At 71.0% G+C, this 26,105-nt stretch carries 22 protein-coding genes; 9 read left to right on the top strand and 13 right to left on the bottom strand.

The window, feature by feature from the left end; translation table 11 throughout:
• Positions 1–9: 9 nt before the first annotated feature.
• The 3 genes from WDZ95_RS10700 to WDZ95_RS10690 form a co-directional block, all read right to left on the bottom strand.
• Positions 10–1,437, bottom strand: a complete 1,428-nt coding sequence (locus tag WDZ95_RS10700) for a sigma-54-dependent transcriptional regulator (RefSeq protein WP_425778256.1) — start codon at positions 1,435–1,437, stop codon at positions 10–12.
• Between the two features lie 113 nt (positions 1,438–1,550).
• A complete protein-coding gene (locus tag WDZ95_RS10695; RefSeq protein WP_425778254.1) occupies positions 1,551–4,181 on the bottom strand; it encodes an ATP-binding protein in 2,631 nt (876 codons plus the stop codon).
• Positions 4,182–4,640: 459 nt separating this feature from the next.
• On the bottom strand, positions 4,641–5,378 hold the full coding sequence (locus tag WDZ95_RS10690) for a DUF4142 domain-containing protein (RefSeq protein WP_425778252.1): 738 nt from the start codon (positions 5,376–5,378) through the stop codon (positions 4,641–4,643).
• 301 nt (positions 5,379–5,679) lie between these two features.
• Between WDZ95_RS10690 and clpS the strand changes: the two genes are divergently transcribed.
• Both clpS and clpA read left to right on the top strand, forming a co-directional pair.
• Complete coding sequence (clpS, locus tag WDZ95_RS10685) at positions 5,680–6,036, top strand: ATP-dependent Clp protease adapter ClpS (RefSeq protein ID WP_166226185.1); 357 nt, start codon at positions 5,680–5,682, stop codon at positions 6,034–6,036.
• A gap of 71 nt (positions 6,037–6,107) precedes the next feature.
• Positions 6,108–8,444 carry an ATP-dependent Clp protease ATP-binding subunit ClpA gene (gene clpA / locus WDZ95_RS10680; RefSeq protein WP_425778250.1) on the top strand — a complete coding sequence of 779 codons (2,337 nt, stop codon included), beginning with the start codon at positions 6,108–6,110 and terminating at the stop codon, positions 8,442–8,444.
• Between the two features lie 73 nt (positions 8,445–8,517).
• On the opposite strand, the gene WDZ95_RS10675 is transcribed toward clpA, so the two are convergent.
• Both WDZ95_RS10675 and WDZ95_RS10670 read right to left on the bottom strand, forming a co-directional pair.
• On the bottom strand, positions 8,518–8,898 hold the full coding sequence (locus tag WDZ95_RS10675; RefSeq protein WP_425778248.1) for a hypothetical protein: 381 nt from the start codon (positions 8,896–8,898) through the stop codon (positions 8,518–8,520).
• Positions 8,899–8,966: 68 nt separating this feature from the next.
• The gene (locus WDZ95_RS10670; RefSeq protein WP_166226194.1) at positions 8,967–9,413 is read right to left on the bottom strand and encodes a host attachment protein; all 447 of its coding nucleotides are present in this window, start codon (positions 9,411–9,413) and stop codon (positions 8,967–8,969) included.
• 144 nt (positions 9,414–9,557) lie between these two features.
• Here WDZ95_RS10670 and WDZ95_RS10665 point away from each other — a divergent pair, with 144 nt between their 5' ends.
• Complete coding sequence (locus tag WDZ95_RS10665) at positions 9,558–10,007, top strand: universal stress protein (RefSeq protein WP_166226197.1); 450 nt, start codon at positions 9,558–9,560, stop codon at positions 10,005–10,007.
• A 30-nt stretch (positions 10,008–10,037) separates the two neighbouring features.
• On the opposite strand, the gene WDZ95_RS10660 is transcribed toward WDZ95_RS10665, so the two are convergent.
• The 6 genes from WDZ95_RS10660 to WDZ95_RS10635 form a co-directional block, all read right to left on the bottom strand.
• Positions 10,038–10,691, bottom strand: coding sequence for a BON domain-containing protein (locus tag WDZ95_RS10660; RefSeq protein WP_287468665.1), 654 nt, complete (start codon positions 10,689–10,691; stop codon positions 10,038–10,040).
• Positions 10,688–11,383, bottom strand: a complete 696-nt coding sequence (locus tag WDZ95_RS10655) for a hypothetical protein (RefSeq protein WP_166226203.1) — start codon at positions 11,381–11,383, stop codon at positions 10,688–10,690. The genes WDZ95_RS10660 and WDZ95_RS10655 overlap by 4 nt, the downstream gene beginning before the upstream one ends.
• Before the next feature lie 56 nt (positions 11,384–11,439).
• The gene (locus WDZ95_RS10650) at positions 11,440–12,498 is read right to left on the bottom strand and encodes an alpha-ketoacid dehydrogenase subunit beta (protein ID WP_425778244.1); all 1,059 of its coding nucleotides are present in this window, start codon (positions 12,496–12,498) and stop codon (positions 11,440–11,442) included.
• Positions 12,499–12,518: 20 nt separating this feature from the next.
• Positions 12,519–13,529: a thiamine pyrophosphate-dependent dehydrogenase E1 component subunit alpha gene (locus tag WDZ95_RS10645; protein ID WP_425778242.1), complete on the bottom strand. Its 1,011-nt coding sequence runs from the start codon at positions 13,527–13,529 to the stop codon at positions 12,519–12,521.
• A 135-nt stretch (positions 13,530–13,664) separates the two neighbouring features.
• Positions 13,665–16,355: a GNAT family N-acetyltransferase gene (locus WDZ95_RS10640; protein ID WP_425778240.1), complete on the bottom strand. Its 2,691-nt coding sequence runs from the start codon at positions 16,353–16,355 to the stop codon at positions 13,665–13,667.
• Positions 16,352–18,121, bottom strand: coding sequence for a PHA/PHB synthase family protein (locus WDZ95_RS10635; protein WP_425778238.1), 1,770 nt, complete (start codon positions 18,119–18,121; stop codon positions 16,352–16,354). Before WDZ95_RS10635 ends, WDZ95_RS10640 begins: the two co-directional genes overlap by 4 nt.
• Positions 18,122–18,220: 99 nt before the next feature.
• On the opposite strand from WDZ95_RS10635, the gene WDZ95_RS10630 reads away from it, so the two are divergent.
• The 4 genes from WDZ95_RS10630 (at position 18,221) to WDZ95_RS10615 (ending at position 21,862) form a co-directional block, all read left to right on the top strand.
• The gene (locus WDZ95_RS10630) at positions 18,221–19,225 is read left to right on the top strand and encodes a zinc-dependent alcohol dehydrogenase family protein (RefSeq protein WP_420810309.1); all 1,005 of its coding nucleotides are present in this window, start codon (positions 18,221–18,223) and stop codon (positions 19,223–19,225) included.
• A 113-nt stretch (positions 19,226–19,338) separates the two neighbouring features.
• Complete coding sequence (locus WDZ95_RS10625; RefSeq protein ID WP_425778236.1) at positions 19,339–19,770, top strand: Hsp20/alpha crystallin family protein; 432 nt, start codon at positions 19,339–19,341, stop codon at positions 19,768–19,770.
• A complete protein-coding gene (locus tag WDZ95_RS10620) occupies positions 19,767–21,284 on the top strand; it encodes an AAA family ATPase (RefSeq protein WP_425778234.1) in 1,518 nt (505 codons plus the stop codon). Before WDZ95_RS10625 ends, WDZ95_RS10620 begins: the two co-directional genes overlap by 4 nt.
• A 104-nt stretch (positions 21,285–21,388) precedes the next feature.
• Entirely contained in the window at positions 21,389–21,862 is a 474-nt protein-coding gene (locus WDZ95_RS10615; protein ID WP_166226222.1) for a phasin family protein, read from the top strand.
• Between the two features lie 26 nt (positions 21,863–21,888).
• Here the strand turns inward: WDZ95_RS10615 and rrtA are convergent, their stop codons facing one another.
• Together rrtA and WDZ95_RS10605 are read right to left on the bottom strand one after the other, a co-directional pair.
• Positions 21,889–22,362: a rhombosortase gene (gene rrtA / locus WDZ95_RS10610; protein ID WP_425778231.1), complete on the bottom strand. Its 474-nt coding sequence runs from the start codon at positions 22,360–22,362 to the stop codon at positions 21,889–21,891.
• Positions 22,363–22,448: 86 nt separating this feature from the next.
• Entirely contained in the window at positions 22,449–23,984 is a 1,536-nt protein-coding gene (locus WDZ95_RS10605) for a helicase HerA-like C-terminal domain-containing protein (RefSeq protein ID WP_425778229.1), read from the bottom strand.
• 107 nt (positions 23,985–24,091) lie between these two features.
• On the opposite strand from WDZ95_RS10605, the gene WDZ95_RS10600 reads away from it, so the two are divergent.
• Both WDZ95_RS10600 and purD read left to right on the top strand, forming a co-directional pair.
• A complete protein-coding gene (locus tag WDZ95_RS10600) occupies positions 24,092–24,817 on the top strand; it encodes a YebC/PmpR family DNA-binding transcriptional regulator (RefSeq protein ID WP_425778227.1) in 726 nt (241 codons plus the stop codon).
• Positions 24,814–26,088 (top strand): phosphoribosylamine--glycine ligase, encoded by a 1,275-nt coding sequence (gene purD, locus WDZ95_RS10595; protein ID WP_425778225.1) that lies wholly within the window; start codon positions 24,814–24,816, stop codon positions 26,086–26,088. The genes WDZ95_RS10600 and purD overlap by 4 nt, the downstream gene beginning before the upstream one ends.
• Positions 26,089–26,105: the final 17 nt, after the last annotated feature.

The raw sequence follows: 26,105 nt of genomic DNA, 5'->3' as shown, positions 1-26,105 counted from the left end.
CCGGCCGGCTCAGGGCGCGTCCGTCTCGGTGGCGTATTCCTTGAGCCGGTTGTAGAGCGTCTTGAGGCTGATGCCCAGCATGGCCGCGGTGCGCTCCTTCTGCTGCTGGCAGTGCTGCAGCGTGGCCTGTATGAGCAGCCGCTCGGCCTGCGCCATGGACACGCCCACGGGCAGCACGATGCCATCGGTGCACGGGGGCAGAACCGGGACTTCGCCCGCCACCACGCCTTCACCCTGCGGTGCACGCAGCGCGGGGCGGGGCGTGGTCGGCAGGCAGGCCAGCCCGGGGGCTTCGATGCAGTCGCCATCGGTCATGACGTAGGCCCGGTACACGGCGTTGCGCAACTCGCGCGCGTTGCCGGGCCAGTCGTGGTCGAGCAGGGCCTGCAAGGCGCCAGCCGAGAAGCGCTTGGGCACGCCTTCGCGGCGCACCACGTCGTCGAGAAAGTGCTGCGCGAGCAGCGGCAGGTCGTCGAGGCGCTCGCGCAGGGGCGGCAGGGCGATGGGGAACACGTTGAGCCGGTAGAGCAGGTCTTCGCGCAACTTGCCGCGGGCCACGGCCTCGTGCGGCTCGCGGTTGGTGGCAGCGACGATGCGCACGTCGGTGGGCAGACTCTGGGTGGAGCCCACGCGCATGAAGCGGCCGGTTTCGAGCACGCGCAACAGCTTGACCTGCAGGTCGGCCGGCATTTCGGTGACCTCGTCGAGGAACAGGGTGCCGCCGTTGGCGCGCTCGAAGAAGCCCAGGTGCTGGCGGTCGGCACCGGTGAAGCTGCCTTTCTCGTGGCCGAAGATCTCGCTCTCGATCAGGTTGGGCGAGATCGCGCCGCAGTTGACCGCCAGGAAGGGGCCGTTCTGGCGCCGGCTCATGGCGTGCACCGTCTGCGCCACCACCTCCTTGCCGCTCCCGCTTTCACCGGTGATGAACACCGTGGCCGCGGTGGGGGCCACGCGCAGGATTTGCTCGTACACGCGGCGCATGGCGACCGATCGGCCACGCAGCAGGCCGAAACCACCGCTCCGGGCCACGGGGTCGCGCGGCAGGTCTGCGGCCGCGGGCGCGCCTTCGGCGGCCGTCGCGCGCGTCTGGCAGCAGCGGTCGAGCACGCGCTGCAACTGCTTCATCGCGATCGGCTTCACGAGGTAGTCGGACGCGCCGCGGCGCATGGCCTCGATCGAGGTGTCCAGGCTTGCATGGCCCGTGACGAGCACGATCTCCGAGTCGCTCACCAGCTGGCGGTCACCGAACAGGTCCAGGCCGTTGCCATCGGGGAGTTGAAGGTCGAGCAGCACGAGGTCGGGCGGCTGCAGGGCGATCTGGCGGCGCGCATCGCGCAGCGTGTGGGCCACCGCCACCGAAAAGCGGTCGGTGCGCACGAGCTCGCGCAGGGTGGTGGCGGCGTCGGTGTCGTCGTCGACGATCAACACGTGATTCATCAGTGGCTCTCCCTTCATGCGGCTGCCGGGGCATCGCATCGAACGGGACATCATGGGCAACGAAGCCGACCTTGTGTGTTTCGAGGTGTGTGGACGGCCCCGACATCATCTTTTCATCCTGGCCTCGCATCCGCCGCTTCGCGGCGCGCGCCGGTCTGCATGAGCCGCGCGAGCTGCAGCGGACTCACGGGCTTGGTGAGGTGCAGATCGAAGCCGGCCTCGAGCGCGAGTTCGCGGTCGTGGAGCTGGCTCCAGCCCGTCAGGGCCACGAGCAGCGTGCGCTCGCCGCCCGGCGCGCTGCGGATGGAGCGCGCCACCTGGTGGCCGGAGCGCCCGGGCATGCCGATGTCGAGCAGGCAGATCTCGGGCCCGTGCGCGTGCCACAGGGCAAGCGCCTCGTCGCCGTCGTAGGCCAGCCGCACGGTGTGCCCGTCGGCAAGCAGCAGCGCGGCCAGGGTGTCGGACGCGTCGCGGTTGTCGTCGGCGATGAGCACATGGCGGCGCCGCGCGCCGGGCGCGGGCCCGTCGTCCACCGGCGCGTCGCTGGCGATGGCCAGGGGGCCGGCGGGCAGGCGCACGCTGAACACGCTGCCGCGGCCCGGGCCTTCGCTGTGCGCGCTCATGCTGCCGCCGTGCAGCTCCACCAGGCCTTTGGACAAGGCCAGGCCAATGCCCAGGCCGCCGCGCGTGCGTTCGCCCGCGTGGCGCAACTGCGCGAACATGCGAAAGACGTCGACCAGCGCGTCGGCCGGAATGCCGATGCCGTTGTCGTGCACCTCGATCACCGCTTCATCGCCTTGCCGCCGCGCCAGCAGCCGGATGCTGCCGCCCGGGTCGGTGTACTTGGCGGCGTTGGTGAGCAGGTTCGCCACCACCTGGGCCAGGCGCAGCGGGTCGGCGTCGAGCATCAGCGGGCCGTCGCCGGCGCACACCTGCAGCCGGTGGCCCTTGGCGTCGATCAGCGGGCGCGCGGTTTCCACGGCCGAGACGAACACGTCGCTGAGATCGGTGGCCGCCTTGCGCAGCGTGAGCGCGCCGCGCGTGATGCGCGAGACGTCGAGCAGGTCGTCGAGCAGCAGCGCCATGTGCGACACCTGGCGGTCGATCACCTCGCTGCTCCAGCGTTTTTGCGCCTCGGTGGCGCGCGGCGACATGGCCAGCAGCGTGGCCTGGCGGATCGGGGCCAGCGGGTTGCGCAGCTCGTGGGCCAGCGTGGCGAGGAACTCGTCCTTGCGGCGGTCGCCCTCGCGCAGCCGCTGCTCGTCGCGCTTGCGCCCGGAGATGTCGGTGAACCACACGCCGACGCCGTCGGGAATCGGCGAGGCGATGCAGTGGAACCAGCGCGTGTGCCCGCTAGCGCCGTCGATGGCGTCGAACTCGACCGTGTGGGCGGTCTCGATCGTGCGAACGAAATGCTGAAAGGCCTCGCTGTCGGCCCAATGCGCGTGCAGCGGGTCGAGCAGGCGCTGCCCCAGCAGGTGCTCGGGCGCACGGCCCAGGGTGTGGGCGGCGGCGCGGTTGAGGTAGACCCACAGGAAATCGGTGATGCGGTCGTCGACCTCGCGCACGGGCTTGAGGATCACGAAGGGCGCGCCCGAGGCCTCGAGCACCGTTTCGAAGCGCCCGCGGGTGAGCCGCAGCTCGTCGCTGGTGTGCGCCTGTTCGACGAACACCGCGATCTTGCGCGCGCAGATGTCGGCCAGGGTGCATTCGCGCTCGGTGGGCGCGCGGGCCTCGTCCAGGTGCACCGTGAGCGCGCCCAGCACCTCGCCGTTCGCGCTGATCAGCGGCGTGCCATGCACCGCGCGGATGCCCTGGGCCTCGAAGAAGGTGCGGCAGTTGTCGAAGCGGGCATCGCTCGCGGTGTCGTCGATGACCACGCGCGCGCCTTCGCGGCAGGTCTGCAGACAGACCCCGCCCGGCAACCGGGCCGCCATGGCCAGCGCATGGGCGTCGAAGCCGATGCTGGTGGCCAGGCGCAAGGCGCCGCTCTCGCGGTCGAGCAGGGACACGACACCGCGGCGCGCACCGTGGAAATGGGCCAGTACCTCGAGCACCATGCGCAGCTGCTCGGCCAGCGTGGTGGTGGTGAGCAGTTGCGTGCCGAGCTCGTGCAGGTGGTGCAGGTCGTCGACCTGCTGGCTCAGCTGGGTGCGCGCGGCCACGAGCTGGGCCTCGACCAGGCGCCGTTCCGTGATGTCGACGGCGGCGCCGCGCAGGCGCACCGGTCGGCCCTGGCGCCAGACCACGTGCACGCGCATGAGCATGTCGATGCGGCCGCCCCCGGGACGGTTCAGCGTGACCTCGCGCTCGTAGCTCGTGGCCTGCCGCACGAACTGCTCGCGCAGGAACCGGCAGTGGTCGCGCACCAGTTCCACCGGCAAGCGGTCGATCCAGTTGGGCGCGAGCGCATCGAGTTCGGGCAGACCGATCAGCCGGGCAAGCGCGGGCGAGGCGCAGAAGGTGCGCTGCACCAGGTCGACGTCGAACACGCCGATGCCCGTGCCCTCGATGGCCATCATCAGCCGGTCTTCGGCGACCGCGGCCCGCGCCCGGCTGTCCTGCAGCAGGGCCCCCATGGCCACCAGCGCGCCGCACAGCACCAGCCAGATCACGGCGTTGGCGGGCAGGCCCAGCCACGGGCCAAGGCCCCACTGCAGCGCGGCGGCGATCATGGCCACCAGCACCACGCTCGCGAGCCGGCGCCATTGCCCTGGGTCTTGAACGTGCCAGCGCCGCGTCATGGGTGCCGTTCCTGGGGCACCACGGCCATGCCGCCGTCGGACGCCAGAATGGCCCAGCGCAGCTGCTCGGTCGGCTCCGGCCGGCGCGACGGGGCGGAGCAGGGCGGCAGGGCCGGCAGGCCGATCGCTTTCAGCCGGCCCAGGCGCACGCGGCGCACAACGCCTGGCGGGGCGCCGGGGAGGTCGCGCGGCGGTGTGGGAGCACTCATGTGGGAAAGCCCTGGCAATCGGTGTGCCCGGTCCTTTGTCCGGACGGCGCATGCCCCTGGCCGCAAGGGGCGGACGAGGCCGCTCAGGCCCTCGAGGCCATTTCCCAGCCCGCCAGGCCCGATCGCAGCGGCCCCACGCAAGCCAGCGGGAGCGCGGGTGGCGGGGAAGACGCCACGCGGCGCTGAAGGCGGGCGCCGCAAAAAAAGGGGCGCCCTTCGGGGCACCCCAATCCGGGACGACTGGCAAGACTCAGCGCGAGTCCCGGGAGGGGGAAGCGGGTGCAGAGGGCGTGGCCGGGGTGCCGGGCGAGCGGTCGGCGCGGTCGTTGTGCGCAGGCGCCATCGCCCCCGCGGCCGCGGGCTTGAGTTCGCGGGCCATGTCCAGGTGCTTTCGCAGGGTGGGCAGGCTGCGCTCGGCGAAGGCCTTGACCTCGGCGTCTCCCGCGCCCTCGGCGGCCTTCTCGAACAGCTTGACCGTGTCCTCGTGGGCTTCGACGGCGATGTTGTCCACGTAGCGCCGCGTGAAGGTGTCGCCCTCCGAGGTGGAGAGGAGCTTGAGTTTGCCGCGCTGCAGCAGCGACGGTCTGTCCGGCAGTTCCACGCCTTTGCTGCGGGCGAGCGTGCGCAAGGTCTCGGCCATGCGCGTGTGTTCGTCCACCAGGGTCTGCGCGTAGCGCTTGACCTGCGGGTCGGTGGCTTTGCGCAGGGCGAGCCGGCTGCCCTCGACCTCGGTATGGCCGTCCTCGGCGGCCTGCTTCAGGAACGCTTCGTCGGCGTGCCGCAGCGATTTCCGCTCGGGCACGGTGTTGGGGGGCGCGGTCTGGCCCTTTTCGCGGGCGGGTGGGTCGCTTGCCGCCGGCGCCGTGCTCTGGGCCAGGGCCGGCGCGGCACCGAACGCGGCGGCGGCCAGGGCGGTGCACAGCACGGCGGACCGCGCGGGGCCGCCAAGGGAGGGGGTGGGGCGGGTCAACAGACGGGGTGTTTTCATGGGCGGGCTCCGGTGACAGGGGGGGCCGGGGCTTGGCAAGCGCGGTGCCCGTGAGCCGTGCGCGCGGCCGCGGCCCCCGCCGGGTGGACTCGGTAAAGGCTGCCGCAGGCTTTGCCGGCCGGCGCGCCTCCCTCCATCGGCCGGCCACCGGTCATGTGGCCGTTTTCGCGAAAAAGCGGCCTTTGGGGGGCTTCATGGGGGTCATGCCGGGCGGCAGCGATCGCACAATGGCGACACGGCTCGGGTTCGGGCATGGCCCTGACGGGTAGCGGGGTGAAAGACGCTCGCTAGAATGAATTTCATGGCATCGCAGATACCCAAGAAACCGGAAACGCCCGCGGCCCCCCCGGCCACAGGCAGCGACGACGCGGTCGTGCTCGAACGGCGCACGCAGCGCGTGCAGCCCCCCCAGATGTTCCAGGTGGTGCTGCTCAACGACGACTTCACCCCCATGGAGTTCGTGGTGCAGGTGATTCAGGAGTACTTCAGCAAGGACCGCGAAACGGCCACCCAGATCATGTTGAAGATCCATCTCGAAGGCAAAGGCGTGTGCGGCGTGTACTCGCGCGACGTGGCCAGCACCAAGGTCGATCAGGTGCTCCAGGCCGCCCGCAACGCCGGCCATCCCCTGCAATGCCTGAGCGAACCCGTTGAATAAAGCAACAGCCACCCCATCTGGCCTACAGTTGTCTCAAGACGCCCCATTCCCCCAGCCCAAGGACGTGTCCCATGATTGCCCAGGAACTTGAAGTCAGCTTGCACATGGCCTTTGTCGAGGCCCGGCAACAGCGGCACGAATTCATCACGGTCGAGCACCTGCTGCTCGCGCTGCTCGACAACCCCAGCGCCGCCGAGGTCTTGCGCGCCTGCTCGGCCAACATCGACGACCTGCGCAAGTCCCTGACGAACTTCATCAAGGACAACACGCCGCAGGTCGCCGGCACCGATGAGGTGGACACCCAGCCCACGCTGGGCTTCCAGCGCGTCATCCAGCGCGCGATCATGCACGTGCAGTCCACCGGCAACGGCAAGAAGGAAGTCACCGGCGCCAACGTGCTCGTGGCCATCTTCGGCGAGAAGGACTCGCACGCCGTGTACTACCTGCACCAGCAGGGTGTCACGCGCCTCGACGTGGTGAACTTCATCGCCCACGGCATCCGCAAGAGCGACCCGCCCGAGCCCGCCAAGTCCAACGAGAGCGCGGCCGAGAACGAGGAAGCCGCCGAAGCCAAGGGCAACGAGAAAGCCTCGCCACTGGAGCAGTTCACCCAGAACCTGAACCAGATGGCCAAGGACGGCAAGATCGACCCCCTGATCGGCCGCGACTACGAGGTCGAGCGTGTGATCCAGATCCTGTGCCGGCGCCGCAAGAACAACCCGCTGCTGGTGGGCGAGGCCGGCGTGGGCAAGACCGCGATCGCCGAGGGCCTGGCCTGGCGCATCACCCAGGGCGAAGTGCCCGAGATCCTGGCCGAGTCCAGCGTGTACTCGCTCGACATGGGCGCGCTGCTGGCGGGCACCAAGTACCGCGGTGATTTCGAGCAGCGCCTGAAGGGCGTGCTCAAGTCGCTCAAGGACAAGCCGAACGCCATCCTGTTCATCGACGAGATCCACACCCTGATCGGGGCCGGCGCGGCTTCGGGCGGCACGCTGGACGCGTCCAACCTGCTCAAGCCGGCGCTCTCCAGCGGCCAGCTCAAGTGCATCGGCGCCACCACCTTCACCGAGTACCGCGGCATCTTCGAGAAAGACGCGGCCCTGTCGCGGCGCTTCCAGAAGGTCGACGTGGTCGAGCCCACCGTCGAACAGACGGTGGACATCCTCAAGGGCCTGAAGTCGCGCTTCGAGGAGCACCACAACGTGAAGTACGCCGTGGCCGCGCTGCAGGCCGCCGCCGAACTGTCGGCCAAGTACATCAACGACCGCCACCTGCCCGACAAGGCCATCGACGTGATCGACGAGGCCGGCGCCGCGCAGCGCATCCTGCCCGCGTCCAAGCGCAAGAAGACGATTTCCAAGACCGAGGTTGAAGAGATCGTGGCCAAGATCGCGCGCATCCCGCCCGCCAACGTGTCCAACGACGACCGCGGCAAGCTCCAGACGCTCGAGCGCGACCTCAAGAGCGTGGTGTTCGGCCAGGACAAGGCGCTCGAGGTGCTGTCGGCCAGCGTGAAGATGGCGCGTTCGGGCCTGGGCAAGGCCGACAAGCCGATCGGTGCCTTCCTGTTCAGCGGCCCCACCGGCGTCGGCAAGACCGAGGCCGCGAAGCAGCTGGCCTACATCATGGGCATCGACCTGATCCGCTTCGACATGTCGGAGTACATGGAGCGTCACGCCGTGAGCCGCCTGATCGGCGCGCCTCCGGGTTATGTGGGCTTCGACCAGGGCGGCCTGCTCACCGAGGCCATCACCAAGAAGCCGCACTGCGTGCTGCTGCTCGACGAGATCGAGAAGGCGCACCCGGACATCTTCAACGTGCTGCTGCAGGTGATGGACCACGGCACGCTGACCGACAACAACGGGCGCAAGGCCGACTTCCGCAACGTGATCATCATCATGACCACGAACGCGGGCGCCGAGACCATGAACAAGGCCAGCATCGGCTTCACGAACGCCCGCGAGTCGGGCGACGAGATGGCCGACATCAAGCGCCTGTTCACACCCGAGTTCCGCAACCGCCTCGACGCCATCGTGAGCTTCAAGGCGCTCGACGAGCAGATCATCCTGCGCGTGGTCGACAAGTTCCTGCTCCAGCTCGAAACGCAGCTGGCCGAGAAGAAGGTCGAGGTGACCTTCTCCGACGCCCTGCGCAAGCACCTGGCCAAGAAGGGCTTCGACCCGCTCATGGGTGCGCGCCCGATGCAGCGCCTGATCCAGGACACGATCCGCCGTGCGCTGGCCGACGAGCTGCTGTTCGGTCGCCTCACCGAGGGCGGTCGCCTCAACGTCGACCTGGTCACCAAGACCGGCGAAGACGGCAAGGAGACCCAGGAAGTCGAACTCGACATCCAGCCGCTGCCCAAGAAAGAGGGCAAGGCCAAGCCCGAGGAAGCCACCGAGGTCTGAGCCTCGAGCGGCTCCCGTGCTCAAAAAGCCCCGCCTCGGTGGGGCTTTTTGTTGGGCGCGCCCCGGTGCCGCTTCACTTCACCGGGCAGGCGGCGCGCGGCGGGTTGCCCATGGGCTTGCCGCGCTCGGCCGCTCGCTGTTCCATCAGCCGCCGGTGTTCCCGAAGAATTCGCTCGCATTCCTCGGGCGAACGGGCGGCATGCATTTGCGCCCGGTGCTGTGCACGCTCCTGCTCGCTCATCATGGACCAGCCCGGCGTGTACCGCGGGCCGCTGCGCCAAGGGCGTGCCGCGGGCGCGTTGTCTGATCCCGGCGCGGCGGCCGCCCCGCCCGCCGCCGGCGCGGGGTAGTTGCCCTCGCCGGGTGTCGAGCGGGTGCCTTGCGCAACGCCCGTGCCGAGGGCACTGGCGATCCAGAGGGCCACGGCGATGGATCGGATCTTGGGGGTGTTCATTGCAGACTCCCTTTCAACGGTTTTGAAGATGGCGGGCGCGGCCGCATGGCCGCACTGGAGGCCCAGGCTCAGGCCGAGGCGAATTCGCGCTGCACACGCCGCTCGATCTCGTCCTGGCCGAGGTGGCACAGGTTCAGCGGCAGGCTGGCCTTGAGCAGGCGACGGGCATGTTCGCCCATGGCCTTGTGGATCTCACCGAGGAACGGGCTGCCTGCAAGCACCAGCAGCGAGCCATAGGCGTGCTCGCGCGCGCCGTGCTCCAACTGCTCGGCGAGTTCGCGCGCGAAGCGCAGGTGCTCCCGGTGGTGGGCATCCTGGCGCGGCGCGTAGGCCATGCCACCGAACGCCCTGTCGGCGCGTTCGCGGCCCGGCCGGTCGTCGCCGAGTTCATGGGCTCTGAGCCGCCCCTCGGGGTGCGAGAAGCTCGCGACCTGCACCATCGGCGAGCCGCGTTCGCGCTGGAAAATGCGTGCGTCGGTGGCACAGGCCACCAGAAGCCATTCGATGGCAGGCATGGGAGTCTCCTTTCGGTGGGCTTTTGAATCGGTACCCCACGGTAGGCGCAAGGGCCCGCGCCGAACTTGATGCATCGCAAGATGGGTCTTCGTGCGGCCCTGCACAGTGCGCACATCAACAGCCCGATGCCGGAGGTGTGCGCCATGAAACCGTTTCAACGAATCCTCGTGCCCGTGGATGGCAGCGATGCCTCGAAGAAGGCACTCGACGCCGCCGTGCAACTGGCGCACGTCATGGACGCGCAACTGCGCGTGCTGCACGTGATCGACGAGCTGCCTTACCTGAGCGGCCACGAGTACGCCGGCGACTTGCTGAGCGCAGCGCGCACCGGTGCGCGCGAGGGGCTCGACGAGGCGATGACGCGCGTCAAGGCCGCGGGCCTGGCCTGCGACTCGCAGCTCATCGACGAGCTCGGGCCGCGGCTGGGCGAGTCGGTGGAGCGGGCCGCGCGCGACTGGATGGCCGACCTCATCGTGGTGGGCTCGCACGGGCGCCGCGGTCTCAACCGCATGCTGTTGGGCAGCGGTGCCGAGCAGATCATCCGCCTCGCACCGGTGCCGGTGCTGGTGATCCGCGTGGACAAGGCAGGCTGATCAAGGCCGCCTGATCGGGCGGCCCGCGCCTTACGCGGCCACCTCGAGCTGGTCGATCACGCGCGAGACGCCTTGCGCGGCGTAGGCGGTGCCCACCGCGGCCTGGCGATCGGCCAGCGACTGGACGGTGCCGCTCAGCGTGACCACGCCACCTTGCACGTCGACGGCGATGCGCTGGGCCTCGCGCCGCGCGTGGCGCTCCAGTGCCGAGGCGATCCCGCGCGAGATCGCCAGGGCATCGGCACGGGCTTTGATGGCGATGTCGTTCGTCACGCCGCGCACGCCCACGAGCGGGCGCACCGCCTGCTCCGCGCTCATGCGCTGGTAGGCCCAGTCGGTCTCACCCGAGAGCCGGATCCAGCCATCGTCGACCTCGACCGTCACCCGGTCTTCGGGCACCAGGGAATGCCAGCGCAGCGCATGCGCCGCGGCCTGTGCGATCTCGCTGTCGGTGCGCGCGTGCCCGGGCGCCAGGCGCACCTCCAGGTCCAGCGCAATGCCGCGCACGCCGCCCACGCGTCGCACCGCGCGCTCCACCGCGTGTTTCTGCACGTAGGTGTCCAGCGTGCCGCTGAGCGTGACCACGCCGCTGTGCACGGCCACGCCGATGTGGGTGGTGTTGATGGCGGGGTCCCAGGCGAGTTCCGCCGCCACGTCTTTCTTCAGTTGCTCGTCGCTCTTCATGGAAAACACTCCTGTGGGTGAAAGAGGCCGGGGACCCCGCGGGCCTCGTCGGGAGGGCCCAGTCTGGGCCGCGCACGCGCTGGCGGCCTTGATGCGGCGCAAGTGGCGTCTGCCGCGGCGACCGCGTGCAGGTGGGCGGCCCATTCCGCGGCCCAGCGCGCCGCGTTGGGCACATGGCCCAGGCAGCAACGCACGGTGGTGGTCGTTTCGGCCAGCGCCTGCGCGTGCTCGATGCGCCGGTTCGGCTCGCGGCACAGCATCGACCACGGCACCGGGCGCAGCAAGGTGCCCAACCACAGTTGCACCCGCTCAGGCCGCCAGGTCTGCGAAACGCCGGTGAGCTTGCGCCCGTCCACCAGCACGTCGCCGGGCCCGCGCCCCGCGAAGCAGGCCCAGTGCGGCCGGGGTGGTCCTTGATGGTTGTGGGCGTCGATGCCATGGCCGCGCAGCCAGTCGCGGTGCAGCGCGCCGAACCACAGGGCCAAGGCGACCGGGCCATCGCGAAGGCGCGGGTGCTCGGCCGGCAGCACGAGCACGGCGCGCAGCAGCCAGGGTTCGGGCGGCGCCGCCCCAGCGCCGCCCGAGCGCAGGCAGCAGGGCCAGGGCATCCCGGTCGTCCTGCCACGCTGCGATCGGCCCAGCGACAGGCCGGCGTGCGAGGAAACGGACGCGAGCGCGATCGGCCGCTGCATGGTTCATCTCCGCGCGATGAGGCCTGGCCCGGATTTGCGGGCGCCCGGGTCGGGCCTCATGCCGCCGCCTTCAGCTTCGCGTCGGCCAGCTCGCAGCAGGCCTCGACGATGCGCGTCACCGACGGAATCACGGCCTGCTCCAGCGGCCGGCTGCAGGGGATGGGCACGTTCGGCACGCCCAGGCGGCGGATCGGCGCGGCCAGCGCGACCTCGTCCATGTGCTCGGCCACCACGGCAGCGATCTCGCCCGACAGACCAAAGCCCAGATAGTCCTCGTCCACGATGAGCAGCCGCCCGGTCTTGCCGACCGAGCGCAGCACGCTCTGCGTGTCCAGCGGCACCAGGGTGCGCAGGTCGATGACCTCGGCCTCGATGCCCTGCGTGTGGAGCGTGCGAGCGGCCATCAAGGCTTTGTGCACCATCAGGCCGAGCGTCACGATGGTCACGTGCCGGCCTTCGCGCGCGACCGCCGCCTGGCCGAAGGGGACGGTGAAGGCGGTCTCCGGCACCGCGACGCTCGCGCCTTCCTGGTACTGCATCCAGGGCAAGCCCATGATGCCCCGGTGCAGGAAGACCATCACCGGGTTGTCGTCGCGGATCGCCTGCGTCATGAGCCCCTTGGCGTCGTGGGCGTTGGACGGCACCACCACCTTGAGGCCGGGCAGGTGGGCGAAGGTCGCGTACAGACACTGGGAGTGCTGGGCCGCGCCGCCATGGCCGCCGCCGATGGCGGTCATCAGCACCACCGGCAGCTTCACCTGGCCGCCCGACATGTAGCGGTTCTTCGCCAGGTGGTTGTAGATCTGGTCCATGCAGACGCCGAACAAGTCCACCGACATCAGCTCGGCGATGGGCCGCAGGCCCTCGATGGCGGCGGCCGCGGCGGCGCCGATGAAGGCGCTCTCGGAACGCGGCGTGTCGCGGATGCGCTCGGGGCCGAAGCGTTCGAGCAGACCGCCGGTTGCGCTGAAGACGCCGCCGTAGCGGCCGAAGTCCTCGCCCATCACGAAGACGCGCGGGTCGCGTTCCATCTCCTGACCGATCGCCTCCGCGATGGCCTGGGCCGTGGTGAGGATGCGTGGTGCGCCAGGGGCCGGGTGGCCTGCGGTGTTCATGGGGTTTCCTTCCTCGCCGCTCAGGCGAACACGTGTTCCGTGGCCTCCGAGGCGGCCGGGTACAGGCTGCCGCGCGCGAACTCGAAGGCCGCGGCGATGTGGCCTTCGGCGCGTTGCCGGATGCGGTGGTCGAGCGCGTCGTCGAGCAGCTTGCGCCGCCGCAGCGTGGCGGCCAGCGTGGCAATCGGATCGCGCGGGCGCGGTTCGCCCGCCCCGGTCGTTGGCTGGAACACCCTGGCATCGCCCTGGAAGTGACCGAAGTGGCACTCGGTCTTCACGTCGATCAGCGTGGCGCCGCCCCCCTGGCGCGCACGGTCCACGGCCACGGCCGCCGCCTCATAGACCGCGATGGCGTCGTTCCTGTCGACCGCGATGCCCTCGATGCCATAGCACTTCGCGCGCTCGGCGCTGGACGCGCCAGCGGCGGCCCGGTCCTCCGCCCCCGGGATGGCCGAGCGGTTGTCTTCGCACACGAAGACCACCGGCAGCCGCCACTGACCCGCGAGGTTGAGCGATTCGTGGAAGATGCCTTGCTTGGCCGCGCCCTCGCCGAGGAAGGCCACGGCGAGGGCCGGACTGCCCGTCAGCCGGGCCGCGAGCGCCGCGCCGCAGGCCGGCGGCAGGCTGGCGCCCACGATGCCGCTGCAACTGAAGCGGTGCGCCGGATCGAACAGGTGCAGATGTCCGCCCTTGCCACGCCCCAGCCCCGTGACCTTGCCGAAGATCTCGGCCGTCATGCGGTCCAGCGGCACGCCTTTGGCAATGGCGACGTGGTGCGAGCGGTGCGTGCCCACCACGGTGTCGGTCTCGCGCAGGTGCGCGCACACGCCGACGGCCACGGGTTCCTGCCCGGCGGCCAAGTGCATCTCGCCGGGCACCGGGCCCGAGGCGATGTCGAAGCTCAGCCCCGGCGGGATGTCGGGTGGCCGCTTGCCTTGCAGATACACCTGCGCAAGGGTCTCTTCGTATCGGCGGATGAGGAGCATGGTCTCGTACATCCACAGCAGCTTGTCGGGGGGCGGTTTCGTCACGGGGGTCTCCGGCTCGTTGAACGCGTACGAGCAATCTAGGCCGGGTGACGAAAGGGAAGTTGACGCGGCGCAAGAACGCCGTCGGGGCGCCGGACGCGGGCCCGAGGCCCGGCACTGGTCGGCCGCGGTCGGCTTTTATCGCCCGGTCTCGGTGGTCCCCGCCTGGCGCGCCGAAGCCAGCGGCAGGCGCAGCTCCAGCGTGCCGCCGTCGCAGCGGCGCATGCCGAAGCCGGCGGCGCGCGCCAGGTTGAGCATGCCGTGGTTGCCCTCCAGGCACCAGGCCCTCAGCTCCCGCGTGCCACCCGCGCGCAGGTGCTCGATCAGCCGGTCCAGCAGGGCGCGGCCCAGCCCGCGCCGCTGCCAGGGGGGCGCCACCTGCACCGCGAACTCGGCCACCTCGTTGTCGGGGTCGCAGACCGCGCGCGCCTCGCCGCACAGCGTGTCGCCGGCCAGCGCGACGAAGGCCATCTCGCGCTCGTAGTCGATCTGGCAATAGCGCGCCAGCTCGCTGCGCGGCACCTCGCGGCGCGTGAAGAAGAAGCGCAGCCGCAAGTCCTCGGGCGGGCATTGCGCATAGAAGCGCTGCAGCCGTTCGCCGTCTTCGGGGCGGATGGGGCGCAGGCACAGCGGCTCGCCGCCGAAGGCCTGCACACGCTCCAGGCCCGAGGGGTAGGGCCGCAGCGCGAGGTGCGCGCCATCGCGCGTGGCCTCGGCCGCGTGCACGCGGATGCGCGCATCCAGCGCCAGCGCGCCTTGCGCGTCCACCAGCAGCGGGTTGATGTCCAGTTCGGCCACACCGGCGAGGTCGCAGGCGAGCTGGCTCAGTCGCAGGAGCACGTCGACGACGGCGTCTTGTTGCGCAGGCGGTCGCGAGCGGTAGCCGCGCAGCAGGGCCGCGACGCGCGTGCGCTGCACCAGGTCGCGCGCGAGCACCGCGTTTAGCGGCGGCAGCGCAAGGGCGCGGTCGGCGCGCACCTCGACCGCCGTGCCGCCTTCACCGAACAGCAGCACCGGGCCGAACACCGGGTCGCTGGCAATGCCCGCGATGGTCTCCACTGCCAGCGGCCGATCGGCCATGGCCTGCACGGTGAAGCCCTGCAGGCGCGCACCGGGCTGGGCGCGCGACACCCGCTCCTGCATGCGCTGCGCCTCGGCCCGCAGCTGGTCGGCGTCGGCCAGGTTCAGCGCCACACCGCCCAGGTCGGACTTGTGCAGCACATCGGGGGAGACGATCTTGAGCGCCACCGGGTAGCTGATGCGTTCGGCCGCGGCGAGCGCGCCGTCTGCATCGGCCGCCCGTTCGCTGGCCACGCAGGCGATGCCATAGGCCAGCAGCAGCCGCCGGACGTCCGGTTCGTCGAGCCACCCGCCGCCCCGGGCCACGGCCGCTTCGACCAGGGCGCGCGCGCCTTCGCGGTCGGGGCAGTGCAGCTCGGGGCGCGACTCGGGCAACTGCAGCAGCGCGGCCTGCGCGGCATGGTGGTCGCGCAGTTGCTGCCAGGCCGCGGTGGCGCGTTCGGGTGTTTCGTAGCAGGCGATGCCCTGGGCGCCGAACAGCTCGCGCGCGGCCGCCACGTGCGGCCCGCCGAGCCAGCAGGCCAGCACCGGCTTGTCTGTCGCGCGCAGCAGCGGCAGGCAGGCCTGCGCGATCGCCGTGGCCGAGGCGATGGCCGTGGGCGCGTGCATGAACAGGATGCCATCCACCTCGTCGGCCTCGATCAGCGGGCGCAGCGCATCGAGGTAGCGTTCGGGCGGTGCGTCGCCAATGATGTCCACCGGGTTGGCGTGCGACCAGTTGCCGGGCAGGCAGGCGTCCAGCCGCGCCAGCGTGCGCGGCGACAGGGCCGCGAGTTCGCCGCGGGCCAGCGCGTCGGCGGCGAGCACGCCCGCGCCGCCGCCGTTGGTGAGCACCGCCAGCCGCGGGCCGCGCCAGGTGCGCACGCGCGAGAGTGTCTGGGCGGCATCGAACAGCGCTTCCAGCGTGTCCACGCGCAGCATGCCGGCGCGCCGCACGGCGGCGTCGAACACGGCGTCGGAGCCGGCCAGTGCGCCGGTGTGCGAGGCCGCGGCGCGCGCGCCCTCGGACCCGCGTCCCGATTTCACCAGCACCACGGGCTTGTTGCGCGCCGCCGCGCGCGCGGCCGACATGAACTTGCGCGCATGCTTCACCGACTCGATGTAGAGCAGGATGGCGCGCGTGTGCGGGTCGCTGCCCAGGTGGTCGAGCAGATCGCCGAAGTCCACGTCGGCGCTGTCGCCCAGCGAAATGAAGTGCGAGAAGCCGATGCCGCGGGCCTGGGCCCAGTCGAGCATGGCCGTGGCCAGCGCGCCCGATTGGGTGACGAAGGCGAGCTCGCCTGGCAGGGCCTGGCCCGGCGCGAAGCTGGCGTTGAGCGCCTGGCCGGGCACCAGCGCGCCGATGCAGTTGGTCCCCAGGATGCGCAGCAGGTGCGGGCGCGCCGCATCGAGCATGGCCTGCTCCAGGCTGCGGCCGTCGGCGGCCCGGCCTTCGCGCAGCCCGGCCGTGAGCACGATGGCCGCGCGCGTGCCCTTGCGGCCGAGCTGGTCCACGATGGTCGGCACGCTCTCGGCCGGGGTACAGACCACGGCCAGATCGGGCACGGCGGGCAGCGCGTCCACGCTGGCGAACACGGGCTGGCCGTCGAGTTCGAAGGGGCAGCGGTTCACCGCCCACCGCGGGCCCGCAAAGCCGCCCTCGCGCAGGTTGCGCCAGACCAGGGCGCCCACGCCGCTGGCACGCCGCGATACGCCGATGACCGCCACCGAGCGCGGGTGGAACATCTTGTCGAGATGGCGAATGCTCACGGTGCGGGCTCCTGCGGGGCGCCGGACACGTAGCGGCCCGGTGCGGGGATGGTGTGGCCGCGCACGCGCAGACCGGCCACCGGCCGCGCCTTCACGCGGCGAGACGATTGCTGGGCGAGCCATTGGCACCAGTGCGGCCACCACGAACCCGCGTGGACCTGTGCGTGTGCGAACCAGAGCAGGGGCTTCGCAGGCGCTTCGCGTGGCGCCCAGGCGCCCGTGCGGTAGGCGGCCTCGGGGCTGGCCAGCGGGCCGTCGGGCGGGTTCACGATGCCCACGTTGTGCCCGCCGGCGCACAGCACGAAGGTGGCCGGTGCGCGTGCCAGGCGCAGCAGCTGGTAGACCGATGTCCAGGGCGAGACATGGTCGCGCTCGGTGGCCAGCAGGTACAGCGGCACGCGGATCGCCTCCAGGTTCACCGGCTCGCCGTGCAACCGGTAGCGGCCATCGGCCAGATCGTTCTGCAGGTACAGCCGGCGCAGGTACTCGCTGTGCATGCGAGCGGGCAGGCGGGTGGCGTCGGCGTTCCAGGCGCGCAGTGGCGTCACCGGTGTGCGCGCGCCCATCAGGTACTCATGCACCAGCTTGGACCAGACCAGATCCCTGGAGTTGATGAGCTGGAAGGCGCCGGCCATGCGCTGGCCATCGAGGTAACCGTGCTCGGCCATGATGTCTTCGAGAAAGGCGATCTGGCTTTCGTCGATGAACAGACCCAGCTCGCCGGGTTCCTGGAAGTCCACCTGCGCGGCCAGCAGCGACACGCTGCGCAGGGTCGCGTCGCCACGCGCGCCCAGCCATGCGGCGGCCATGGCCAGCAGCGTGCCCCCGAGGCAATAGCCCATGGCGTTCACGCCCGCGCCCGGGCAACGCTTGCGCACGGCCGCCAGTGCGTCGAGCACGCCGAACTGCAGGTAGTCGTCCAGACCGAGGTCGGCGTCCGCACTGCCCGGGTTGCGCCAGGACAGCATGAACACCGTGTGGCCCTGCGCCACGAGGTGGCGCACCAGCGAATCCTGCGGCGTGAGGTCCAGGATGTAGAACTTCATGATCCACGAGGGCACCACCAGCACCGGCTCGCGCCAGACCGTGGGCGTGGCCGGCTCGTACTGGATCAGCTCGACCAGGTGGTTGCGCATCACCACCTGGCCCGGCGTGAGTGCGAGCGTCTTGCCCGGCTCGAAGGCCTGCAGGCCGCGTGCCCGGCCGCCCGCGCCCAGGGCCATGGCGTCGCGCGCCCAGTTCGCCGCGCCTTTGGCCAGGTTGGCGCCGCCGGTGCGAAGCGTCTCCTGCAACACCTGCGGGTTGAGCAGCGGCACATTCGAAGGCGATAGCATGTCCAGCCATTGGCGCGCCACGAAGGCCGTCACCTCTTCGTGGTGGCGCGACACGCCGCGCACCCCGTGCGTGGCCTCGTCCCACCACTGCTGCTGCAACAGAAAGGCCTGGGCGAGCGCGTTGTAGGGGAACCGTTGCCACTCGGGCCGGGCGAAGCGCTTGTCTTGCGGCGCTGGTGTCACGCAGCCCTCGCAGGGGCCCTGTGCGGCGCGGGCCAGGTAGTGCAGCCAGGCCTGCCACTTGTGCAGGGCGCTGGCCGCCAGTTGCGACTGCCGTGCGGGCGAAACGAGCAGGTGCAGCCACCAGTCCGTCTGCGCTTGCGCGAGCGAGGCCGGTGACAGGCCGTTCGCGAAGCGGGCAATGCCGACCTTCAGGGGCAGGTCGATCGCGGATGGGCCGTGCGACGGGTCGGCGTGCGGGGGGCTGCGCATGCTTTCATCATGGTCCGCTGGGCGCCGCGGCCCTTGCGCTACATCAAGGGCCGCCTGGTTTGCCCGCGGATCCCGCGCTCGCGGCCATAGCATGGGCCCATGAGCACGCCGTCCATGCTGGCCATGGCCATCGATGTCGCCACACGGCGGCTGGTGCCGCTGCAGCGGCCCAGGCCCCGACCCGGCCCGCGCGAGGTGCTGGTGCGCGTGCGGGCCTGCGGCGTGTGCCGCACCGATCTGCACATCATCGATGGCGAGCTGCCGCGGCGCGAGCCCGCCGCGGTGCCTGGCCACGAGGTGGTGGGTGAGGTGGTGGCGCTGGGTGAGGGCGCCCGGCTGTTCGCGGCGGGCCAGCGCGTGGGCATCGGCTGGCTGGGGCGCAGCTGCGGCGTCTGCCCGTTCTGCGCCACGGCGCGCGAGAACCTCTGCGACGCGCCCCTGTTCACCGGCTATGACCGCGACGGCGGCTACGCTGCGTACTGCGCGGCCGACGAGCGCTTCTGCTTCGCGCTGCCAGACGGCGTGGACGATCTGCATGCCGCGCCGCTGCTGTGCGCGGGGCTGATCGGATTTCGCAGCTGGCGCCTCGCCGGGGGGCGCCGGCCGAAGCGGCTGGGCCTCTGGGGCTTCGGGGCCGCGGCGCACATCGTGTGCCAGCTCGCGGTGGCGCAGGGTCAGCAGGTCTATGCCTTCACGCGCCCTGGCGACGCGGCTGCCCAGGCCTTCGCGCGCGCGCTCGGCGCGAGCTGGGCCGGTGCCAGCACCGAGGCGCCCGCGGGCGCACTGGACGCCTCGGTGATCTTCGCCCCCGAGGGCGCCCTGGTGCCCGCCGCGCTCGCGGCCACGCGAAAGGGCGGGGTCGTGGTCTGCGGCGGCATCCACATGAGCGCCATTCCCGCCTTCGACTACCGGCTGCTGTGGGGCGAGCGCGAACTGCGCTCGGTGGCCAACCTCACGCGCGCCGATGGCGAGGCCTTCTTCCAGTTGCTGCGCGAGGTGCCGGTACACAGCCAGGTGCAGCCCTTCGCGCTGCCTGACGCGAACGCGGCGTTGCAGGCGCTGCGCGAGGGGCGGTTGCAGGGCGCGGCGGTGCTGGTGCCCTGAGCGGGTTTCGCATCGCCGCTCTTGCGCCAGATCAAGTTGCGCGGCCGCGCCAATGCCACCATTGAAGCCGTGCGCCGGCCGCACCCGTTCAACCGCCAGATGAGGACACCACCATGAGCAACCTGCGACTGCTGGACCCGACGTTCAGCGATGCTTTCGACAACGCCTTTCGCCGCCTCTTTGCACCCATGGCCTTCGACGCCGAGCCCGCGCCCCTGCTCAAGATGCGCGTGGACGTGACCGAGAACGACCAGGCCTATGCGCTCAAGGCCGACATTCCCGGCGTCAGGAAGGACGACATCAACGTGCGCATCGACGGCAACGTGGTGCAGATCGACGCCGAGGCGCACAGCGAGAAGGAGACCAGGGGCAACGGCGACAAGGTGCTGCGCAGCGAGCGCTACCAGGGCAGCATCTCGCGCAGCTTCAGCCTGGCCTGCGACATCGACCAGGCCAGGGTGGACGCGCGCTACGCCGACGGCGTGCTGTCGCTCACCCTGCCCAAGAAGACCACCACGGGCGCGCGCAAGATCACGATCCAGTGAGTGCGGACCGCGCCGACCCGTGTGAACCGCTGGCGGGCGGGGGCGCGCTCGCGCGCGCGCTGGCCGCTCGCCTGGGCGCCACGCTCATCGAGACGCACATCTCCTGGGTGCTGCTCGCGGGCGAGCACGCCTTCAAGCTCAAGAAGCCGCTGCGCCTGCCTTTCGTCGACTACGGCACGCTGGCGGCGCGTCGGCACTGCTGCGAGCAGGAGCTGCGGCTCAACCGCCGCCTCGCGCCCTCGCTGTACCTGGACGTGGTGGCGATCACGGGCCCATGCGAGGCCCCCGTGATCGGGGGCGAGGGGCCCGCCATCGAGTACGCGGTGCGCATGCGCCGTTTCCCCGAGGGCGCGCTGTTCAGCGAACGCCTGGCTGCGCAGCGGCTCGGCGAGGCCGAGATCGATGCCTGTGCGGCCCTGCTGGCGCACTTTCACCGCCTGGCGCCGGTGGCGCACGCGGACAGCGGCTTCGCCAGCGCAGCGCACCGCGCCGCGCTGGCGTGGGCCGCGCTCGAGGGCGCCGCGCCGCTCGCATCGGCCGAAGAAGTGGGCTGGCTCGCGCGCTGGTTGCGCGGGCAGGCGCAGCGGCTCGCGCCGCACTGGGCCGAACGGCTGGCCGGCGGCCACGTGCGCGAGTGCCATGGCGACCTGCACCTGGCCAACCTGATCGTGGTGGCGGGCGAGGTGAGCGCCTTCGACGGCATCGAGTTCGATCCGGCGCTGCGCTGGATTGACGTGATCGACGACATCGCCTTTCCCGTGATGGACCTGCACGCCCAGGGCCGCGGCGACCTGGCGTTTCGCCTGCTCAACGCCTGGCTCGACGCGAGCGGCGAGCACGCGGGCCTGCCGGGCCTGCGCCACGCCCTGGTGTACCGCGCGCTGGTGCGCGCGCAGGTGGAGCGGCTGCGCGGGCGCAACGGCCCGGCGCGCCGCTACCTCGACGCCGCGCTGCGCTGGGCGCGCCACGCGCCGCCCTGGCTCGCCCTCATGCACGGCCTGCCGGGCTCGGGCAAAAGCGTTGTCTCGCAACAGGTGTTGCAGGCGCAGGGCGCCATCCGCCTGCGCTCGGACGTCGAGCGCAAGCGCCTCTTCGGCCTGCAGGCGACCGAAGACTCGCGCGCCAGCGGGCTGGACATCTATGGCCGCGAGGCCACGCGCCGCACCTACGACCGGCTGTTCGCGCTCGCGGGCACGGCGCTCGGCGCCGGCTGGCCGGTGATCCTGGACGCGGCTTTCCTGCGCCGGCACGAACGCGAAGCCGCCGCCGCGCTCGCGCGCCAGGCCCATGCGCCCTGGCGCATCGTGCATTGCGAGGCGGCGCCCGAGGTGCTGCGTGCGCGGCTGCGCGCGCGCCGCGGCGATGCCTCGGAGGCCGACGAGGGCACGCTGCGCGTGCTGCAGGCCGCGCAGGAGCCGCTGACCCCGCAGGAGTGGCTCAGGACCGAGGTCGTGCCGCTCGCGATGGGCCTGGGCGCGGCGGCGCCCGGCGCCCCGGTGGCAAGCGCCACATGACATTTGCGTCACGTCAAGTCGGCAGCCCCCCAGGCGTCCTACATTGCCCGTCCGGTGACGTCGACCGACACGCACCAGCGACCCCGCTTTCAAAGGAGAAGGCCATGGCCACCAAACGCAACCACTCCCCTGCGGCATCTGCCGTGCCAACGCCCGAGGCCGCCTGGAGCGCCGCGAGCGAGCTTCCGCGCCAGCAAATGAGCCTGGCGACCGAGAGCGCCTGTGCGGTGTTCCGCGGCTTCGAGGCGATGCGCAAGATCCAGGAGCGTGCGGCCCACGACGCCCTGAGGCACCACGCGCAGGCGGCCGAGCGGCTCCGGCAGACCAGCGAGCCCGCGCAACTGATCGAGATCCAGGCCGACCTGATGCGCTTCGATGCCGAGGGCGCGACGCAGTACTGGCAACTCCTGGGCGCTGCGGCCTTGGACATGCAGCGCGAGCTCATGGGCTGCTACACGCAACTGATCGACAACGGCGCGCTGCAGCGGCTCACTTCGGCCATGGACAGCTTCAACGGCATGGCCAACGGGCTCGGCGTGCTGCAAGCCGGCGCGCCGGCACGCGAGCGGGCGACCTGAAACCTGAGGGCGCGCGCCGGGCCGGGTCAGCCCCGCCGCGCGCCGGCCAGCAGCCACACGGCCGCCACGAGCAGGCCGTAGCCGTGCACCTGCTCGATCACCGGCCCGCCGATCAGCGCGGCCTCCATGGCCGGCACGCCGGACAGCAACTGCCAGCCCACGCGCACCGCGAGGTACAGCAGCGCGGCCCAGGCCAGCCAGCGCCCCTCGCGCGCCTGCGGCCACAGCACCAACAGCACCAGGCCGTAGAGCACGCCCGACAGGCCCACGTAGTCGGCCACCTCGGGGTCGAACACCAGCAGCATGAGCGAGATCGCCGCGGCCAGCGCGGGGATGCTGCGCGACAGCGCACGCAGCGACAACGGCTCGCGCGCGAGCAGGCTCACGAGCGTGAGCGCGAAGGCATTGAGCGCCCAGTGGGCCCAGCCCAGGTGGATCAGGTGACCCGTGACCAGACGCCAGAGCTCGCCGTGCAGCACCGCGGTGCGTTCGTAGCGCAAGGCCAGGTGCGCGGCCGGCGGCAGCGCCTGCAGCGCGGCGAAAAAGGCGAGGGCGGCCAGCGTGGGCCACCAGGCTTTGAAGGCGTTCAGCGTTTGCCGCCCAGCAGGCCGCCCAGCACGCCGCGCAGGATCTGGCGGCCCAGGCCGCTGGCCACGGTGCGCGCCGCCGTCTTGGCCATGGTCTGCACCAGGCCGTCGTACTGGCCGCCGCGCGGGCCGGTGCGGCCGAACAGCACCTCGTTGATGACGCTCTTTTCGGCGGCGGCCGGCGCGTTCTGGGCCGCGCCCGGGATGCGCGGGGTCTTCACGGCGGGCTTGTCCTCGGCCGCTTCGGCCTGGCCGCGCTGGGCCGCATGGGCCTGGAACATCTCGTAGGCGCTTTCGCGGTCCACGGTCTTTTCGTAGGTGCCCGCCACCAGCGAGCCCTCGATGAGCGCGCGGCGCTGCTCGGGCGTGATCGGCCCGATCTGGCTGCCCGGGGGCAGCACGTAGACACGCTCGGTCTCGCTCGGGCGGCCCTTGGCGTCGAGAAAGCTCACCAGCGCCTCGCCCACGGCGAGCTCGGTGATCGCGGCCTCGATGTCCAGGCCGGCCTTGGGGCGCATGGTCTGCGCGGTGCTCTTCACCGCCTTCTGGTCGCGCGGCGTGAAGGCGCGCAGCGCGTGCTGCACGCGGTTGCCGAGCTGGCCCAGCACGCTGTCGGGGATGTCCAGCGGGTTCTGGGTCACGAAGTACACGCCCACGCCCTTGGAGCGCACCAGGCGCACCACGAGCTCGATGCGCTCCACCAGCACCTTGGGGGCTTCGTTGAACAGCAGGTGGGCTTCGTCGAAGAAGAAGACCAGCTTGGGCTTGTCGGGGTCGCCGATCTCGGGCAGGGTCTCGAACAGCTCCGAGAGCATCCACAGCAGGAAGGTGGCGTACAGCCGCGGCGCGTTGAGCAGCTTGTCGGCCGCGAGGATGTTGATCACGCCCTTGCCGTCCACGGTCTGCATGAAATCGGCGATGTCGAGCATGGGCTCGCCGAAGAACTTGTCGCCACCTTGTTCTTCGACCTGCATCAGCCCGCGCTGGATGGCGCCGATCGAGGCCGCGCTGATGTTGCCGTACTCGGTGGTGAACTGCTTGGCGTTGTCGCCCACGTGCTGCAGCATGGCCCGCAGGTCTTTCATGTCGAGCAGCAGCAGGCCGTTGTCGTCGGCGATCTTGAAGATCAGGTTGAGCACGCCGGTCTGCGTGTCGTTGAGGTTGAGCATGCGCGCGAGCAGCAGCGGGCCCATGTCGCTGACGGTGGCGCGCACCGGGTGGCCTTGCTGGCCGAACACGTCCCACAGCGTGGTGGGGCATTCGGTGGGCTGGGGCAGGGCCAGGCCGCGGTCGGCCAGCACGGCCGCCATCTTTTCGCCGATGTGGCCGGTCTGGCTGATGCCGGTGAGGTCGCCCTTCACGTCGGCCATGAACACCGGCACGCCGATGCGCGAAAACCCCTCGGCAAGGGCCTGCAGCGTCACGGTCTTGCCGGTGCCGGTGGCCCCGGTGATGAGGCCGTGCCGGTTGGCCAGGCCGGGCAGCAGCAGGCATTGGGCGGTGGCGTTCTGGGCGATCAGCAGCGGTTCGGCCATGGGAGCGGTCCTGGGGTGGGGCAAGGTGCCAAAGGGGCGGGAGGCGATCAAATCGTAAAATCGCGGGCTCATTACACCAAAGCCAGCAGGCATTTCGAGGACTTCCCATGGCCGGACACAGCAAATGGGCGAACATCCAGCACCGCAAAGGCCGTCAGGACGAAAAGCGCGGCCGCATCTGGACGCGGCTGACGCGTGAAATCATCGTCGCCGCGCGCAGCGGCGGCGGCGACGTGGCCATGAACCCGCGCCTGCGCCTGGCGATCGAGAAGGCCAAGGCCGCCAACATGCCGGCCGACAACATCAAGCGCAACGTCGACAAGGCCACCGGCGCGCTCGACGGCGTGAACTACGAAGAGATCCGCTACGAGGGCTACGGCATCGGCGGTGCGGCCATCATCGTGGACACCATGACCGACAACCGCGTGCGCACCGTGGCCGAGGTGCGCCACGCCTTCAGCAAGCACGGCGGCAACCTGGGCACCGACGGGTCGGTGGCCTTCCAGTTCAAGCACTGCGGCCAGCTCGTGTTCGCGCCCGGCACCTCGGAAGACGCGGTGATGGAAGTGGCGCTCGAGGCCGGTGCCGAAGACGTGATCACCGACGGCGACGGCGCGATCGAGGTGCTGACCTCACCCGGCGATTTCGAGGCCGTGAAGAACGCGCTCGAGGCCAAGGGGCTCAAGCCCGAGATCGCCGAAGTGACCATGCGCGCCGAGAACACCATTGCCCTGGCCGGCGACGATGCCGCGCGCATGCAGAAACTGCTCGACGTCCTTGAAGACCTGGACGACGTGCAGAACGTCTTCCACAACGCAGAAATTTCGGAATGAAAGTCCTGGTGATCGGCGGCGGCGGCCGCGAGCATGCGCTGGCCTGGCGCCTCAAACAGTCCGAGGGGGTGGAGCAGGTCTTCGTGGCCCCCGGCAATGCGGGCACCGCGCGCGATGCGCAGCTCACGAACCTGGCCATCACCGACAAGGTGGCGCTGCGCGAGTGGGTGCAGGCCAACGGTATCGAACTCACCGTGGTGGGCCCCGAGGCGCCGCTGGCCGCGGGCGTGGTCGACGAGTTCCGGGCCCATGGCCTGGCCATCTTCGGCCCCACGCAGAAGGCCGCGCAGCTCGAAAGCTCCAAGGCCTTCAGCAAGGCCTTCATGCAGCGCCACGGCATTCCCACGGCCGAGTACCAGACCTTCACCGACCCGGTGAAGGCCCACGCCTATGTGGACGCCAAGGGCGCGCCCATCGTGGTCAAGGCCGACGGCCTGGCCGCGGGCAAGGGCGTCGTGGTGGCCATGAGCCTGGCCGAGGCGCACGAAGCGATCGACTTCATGCTGCTCGACAACAAGCTGGGCGTGGCGCACAACGAGGGCGGCGCGCGCGTGGTGATCGAGGAATTCCTGCAGGGCGAAGAGGCCAGCTTCATCGTGCTGTGCGACGGCGAGCACGCGCTGGCCCTGGCCACCAGCCAGGACCACAAGCGCCTGAAAGACGCCGACCAGGGCCCCAACACCGGCGGCATGGGCGCGTACTCGCCCGCGCCCGTGGTCACGCCCGCGGTGCACCAGCGCGCCATGGACGAGGTGATCCTGCCCACGTTGCGCGGCATGAAGGCCGACGGCATTCCCTACACCGGCTTCCTGTACGCGGGTCTCATGATCACGCCCGACGGCGCGGTCAAGACGCTGGAATTCAACTGCCGCATGGGCGACCCCGAGACCCAGCCCATCATGATGCGGCTGCGCAGCAACTTCGCCCAGGTGCTGCTGGCCGCCACGCGCGGCGAACTCGATCGCGTGCAACTCGATTGGGACCCGCGCATCGCGCTCGGCGTCGTCATGGCAGCCGCCGGCTACCCCATGGACCCCCGCAAGGGCGACGCCATCACCGGCCTGCCGGCCGACGAGGCCGACCGCGTGGTGTTCCATGCCGGCACCGCGCTCGACGGCGATACCGTGCGCGTGTCGGGCGGCCGCGTGCTGTGCGTGACCGCGCTCGCCGACTCGGTGGCGCAGGCGCGCGAGCGCGCCTACGCCCTGGTGGACACGGTGCGCTTCGACGGCATGCAGTGCCGCCGCGACATCGGTTTCCGCGCGCTGTGAGCCAGACCCCCGGCCCG

This window comes from Hydrogenophaga sp. T2 (assembly GCF_049843535.1).
GTDB classification, from domain to species: domain Bacteria; phylum Pseudomonadota; class Gammaproteobacteria; order Burkholderiales; family Burkholderiaceae_C; genus Hydrogenophaga; species Hydrogenophaga crocea.
The sequence above is the reverse complement of the archived record's forward strand: the minus strand, read 5'-3'. Positions and strand labels throughout refer to the sequence as shown.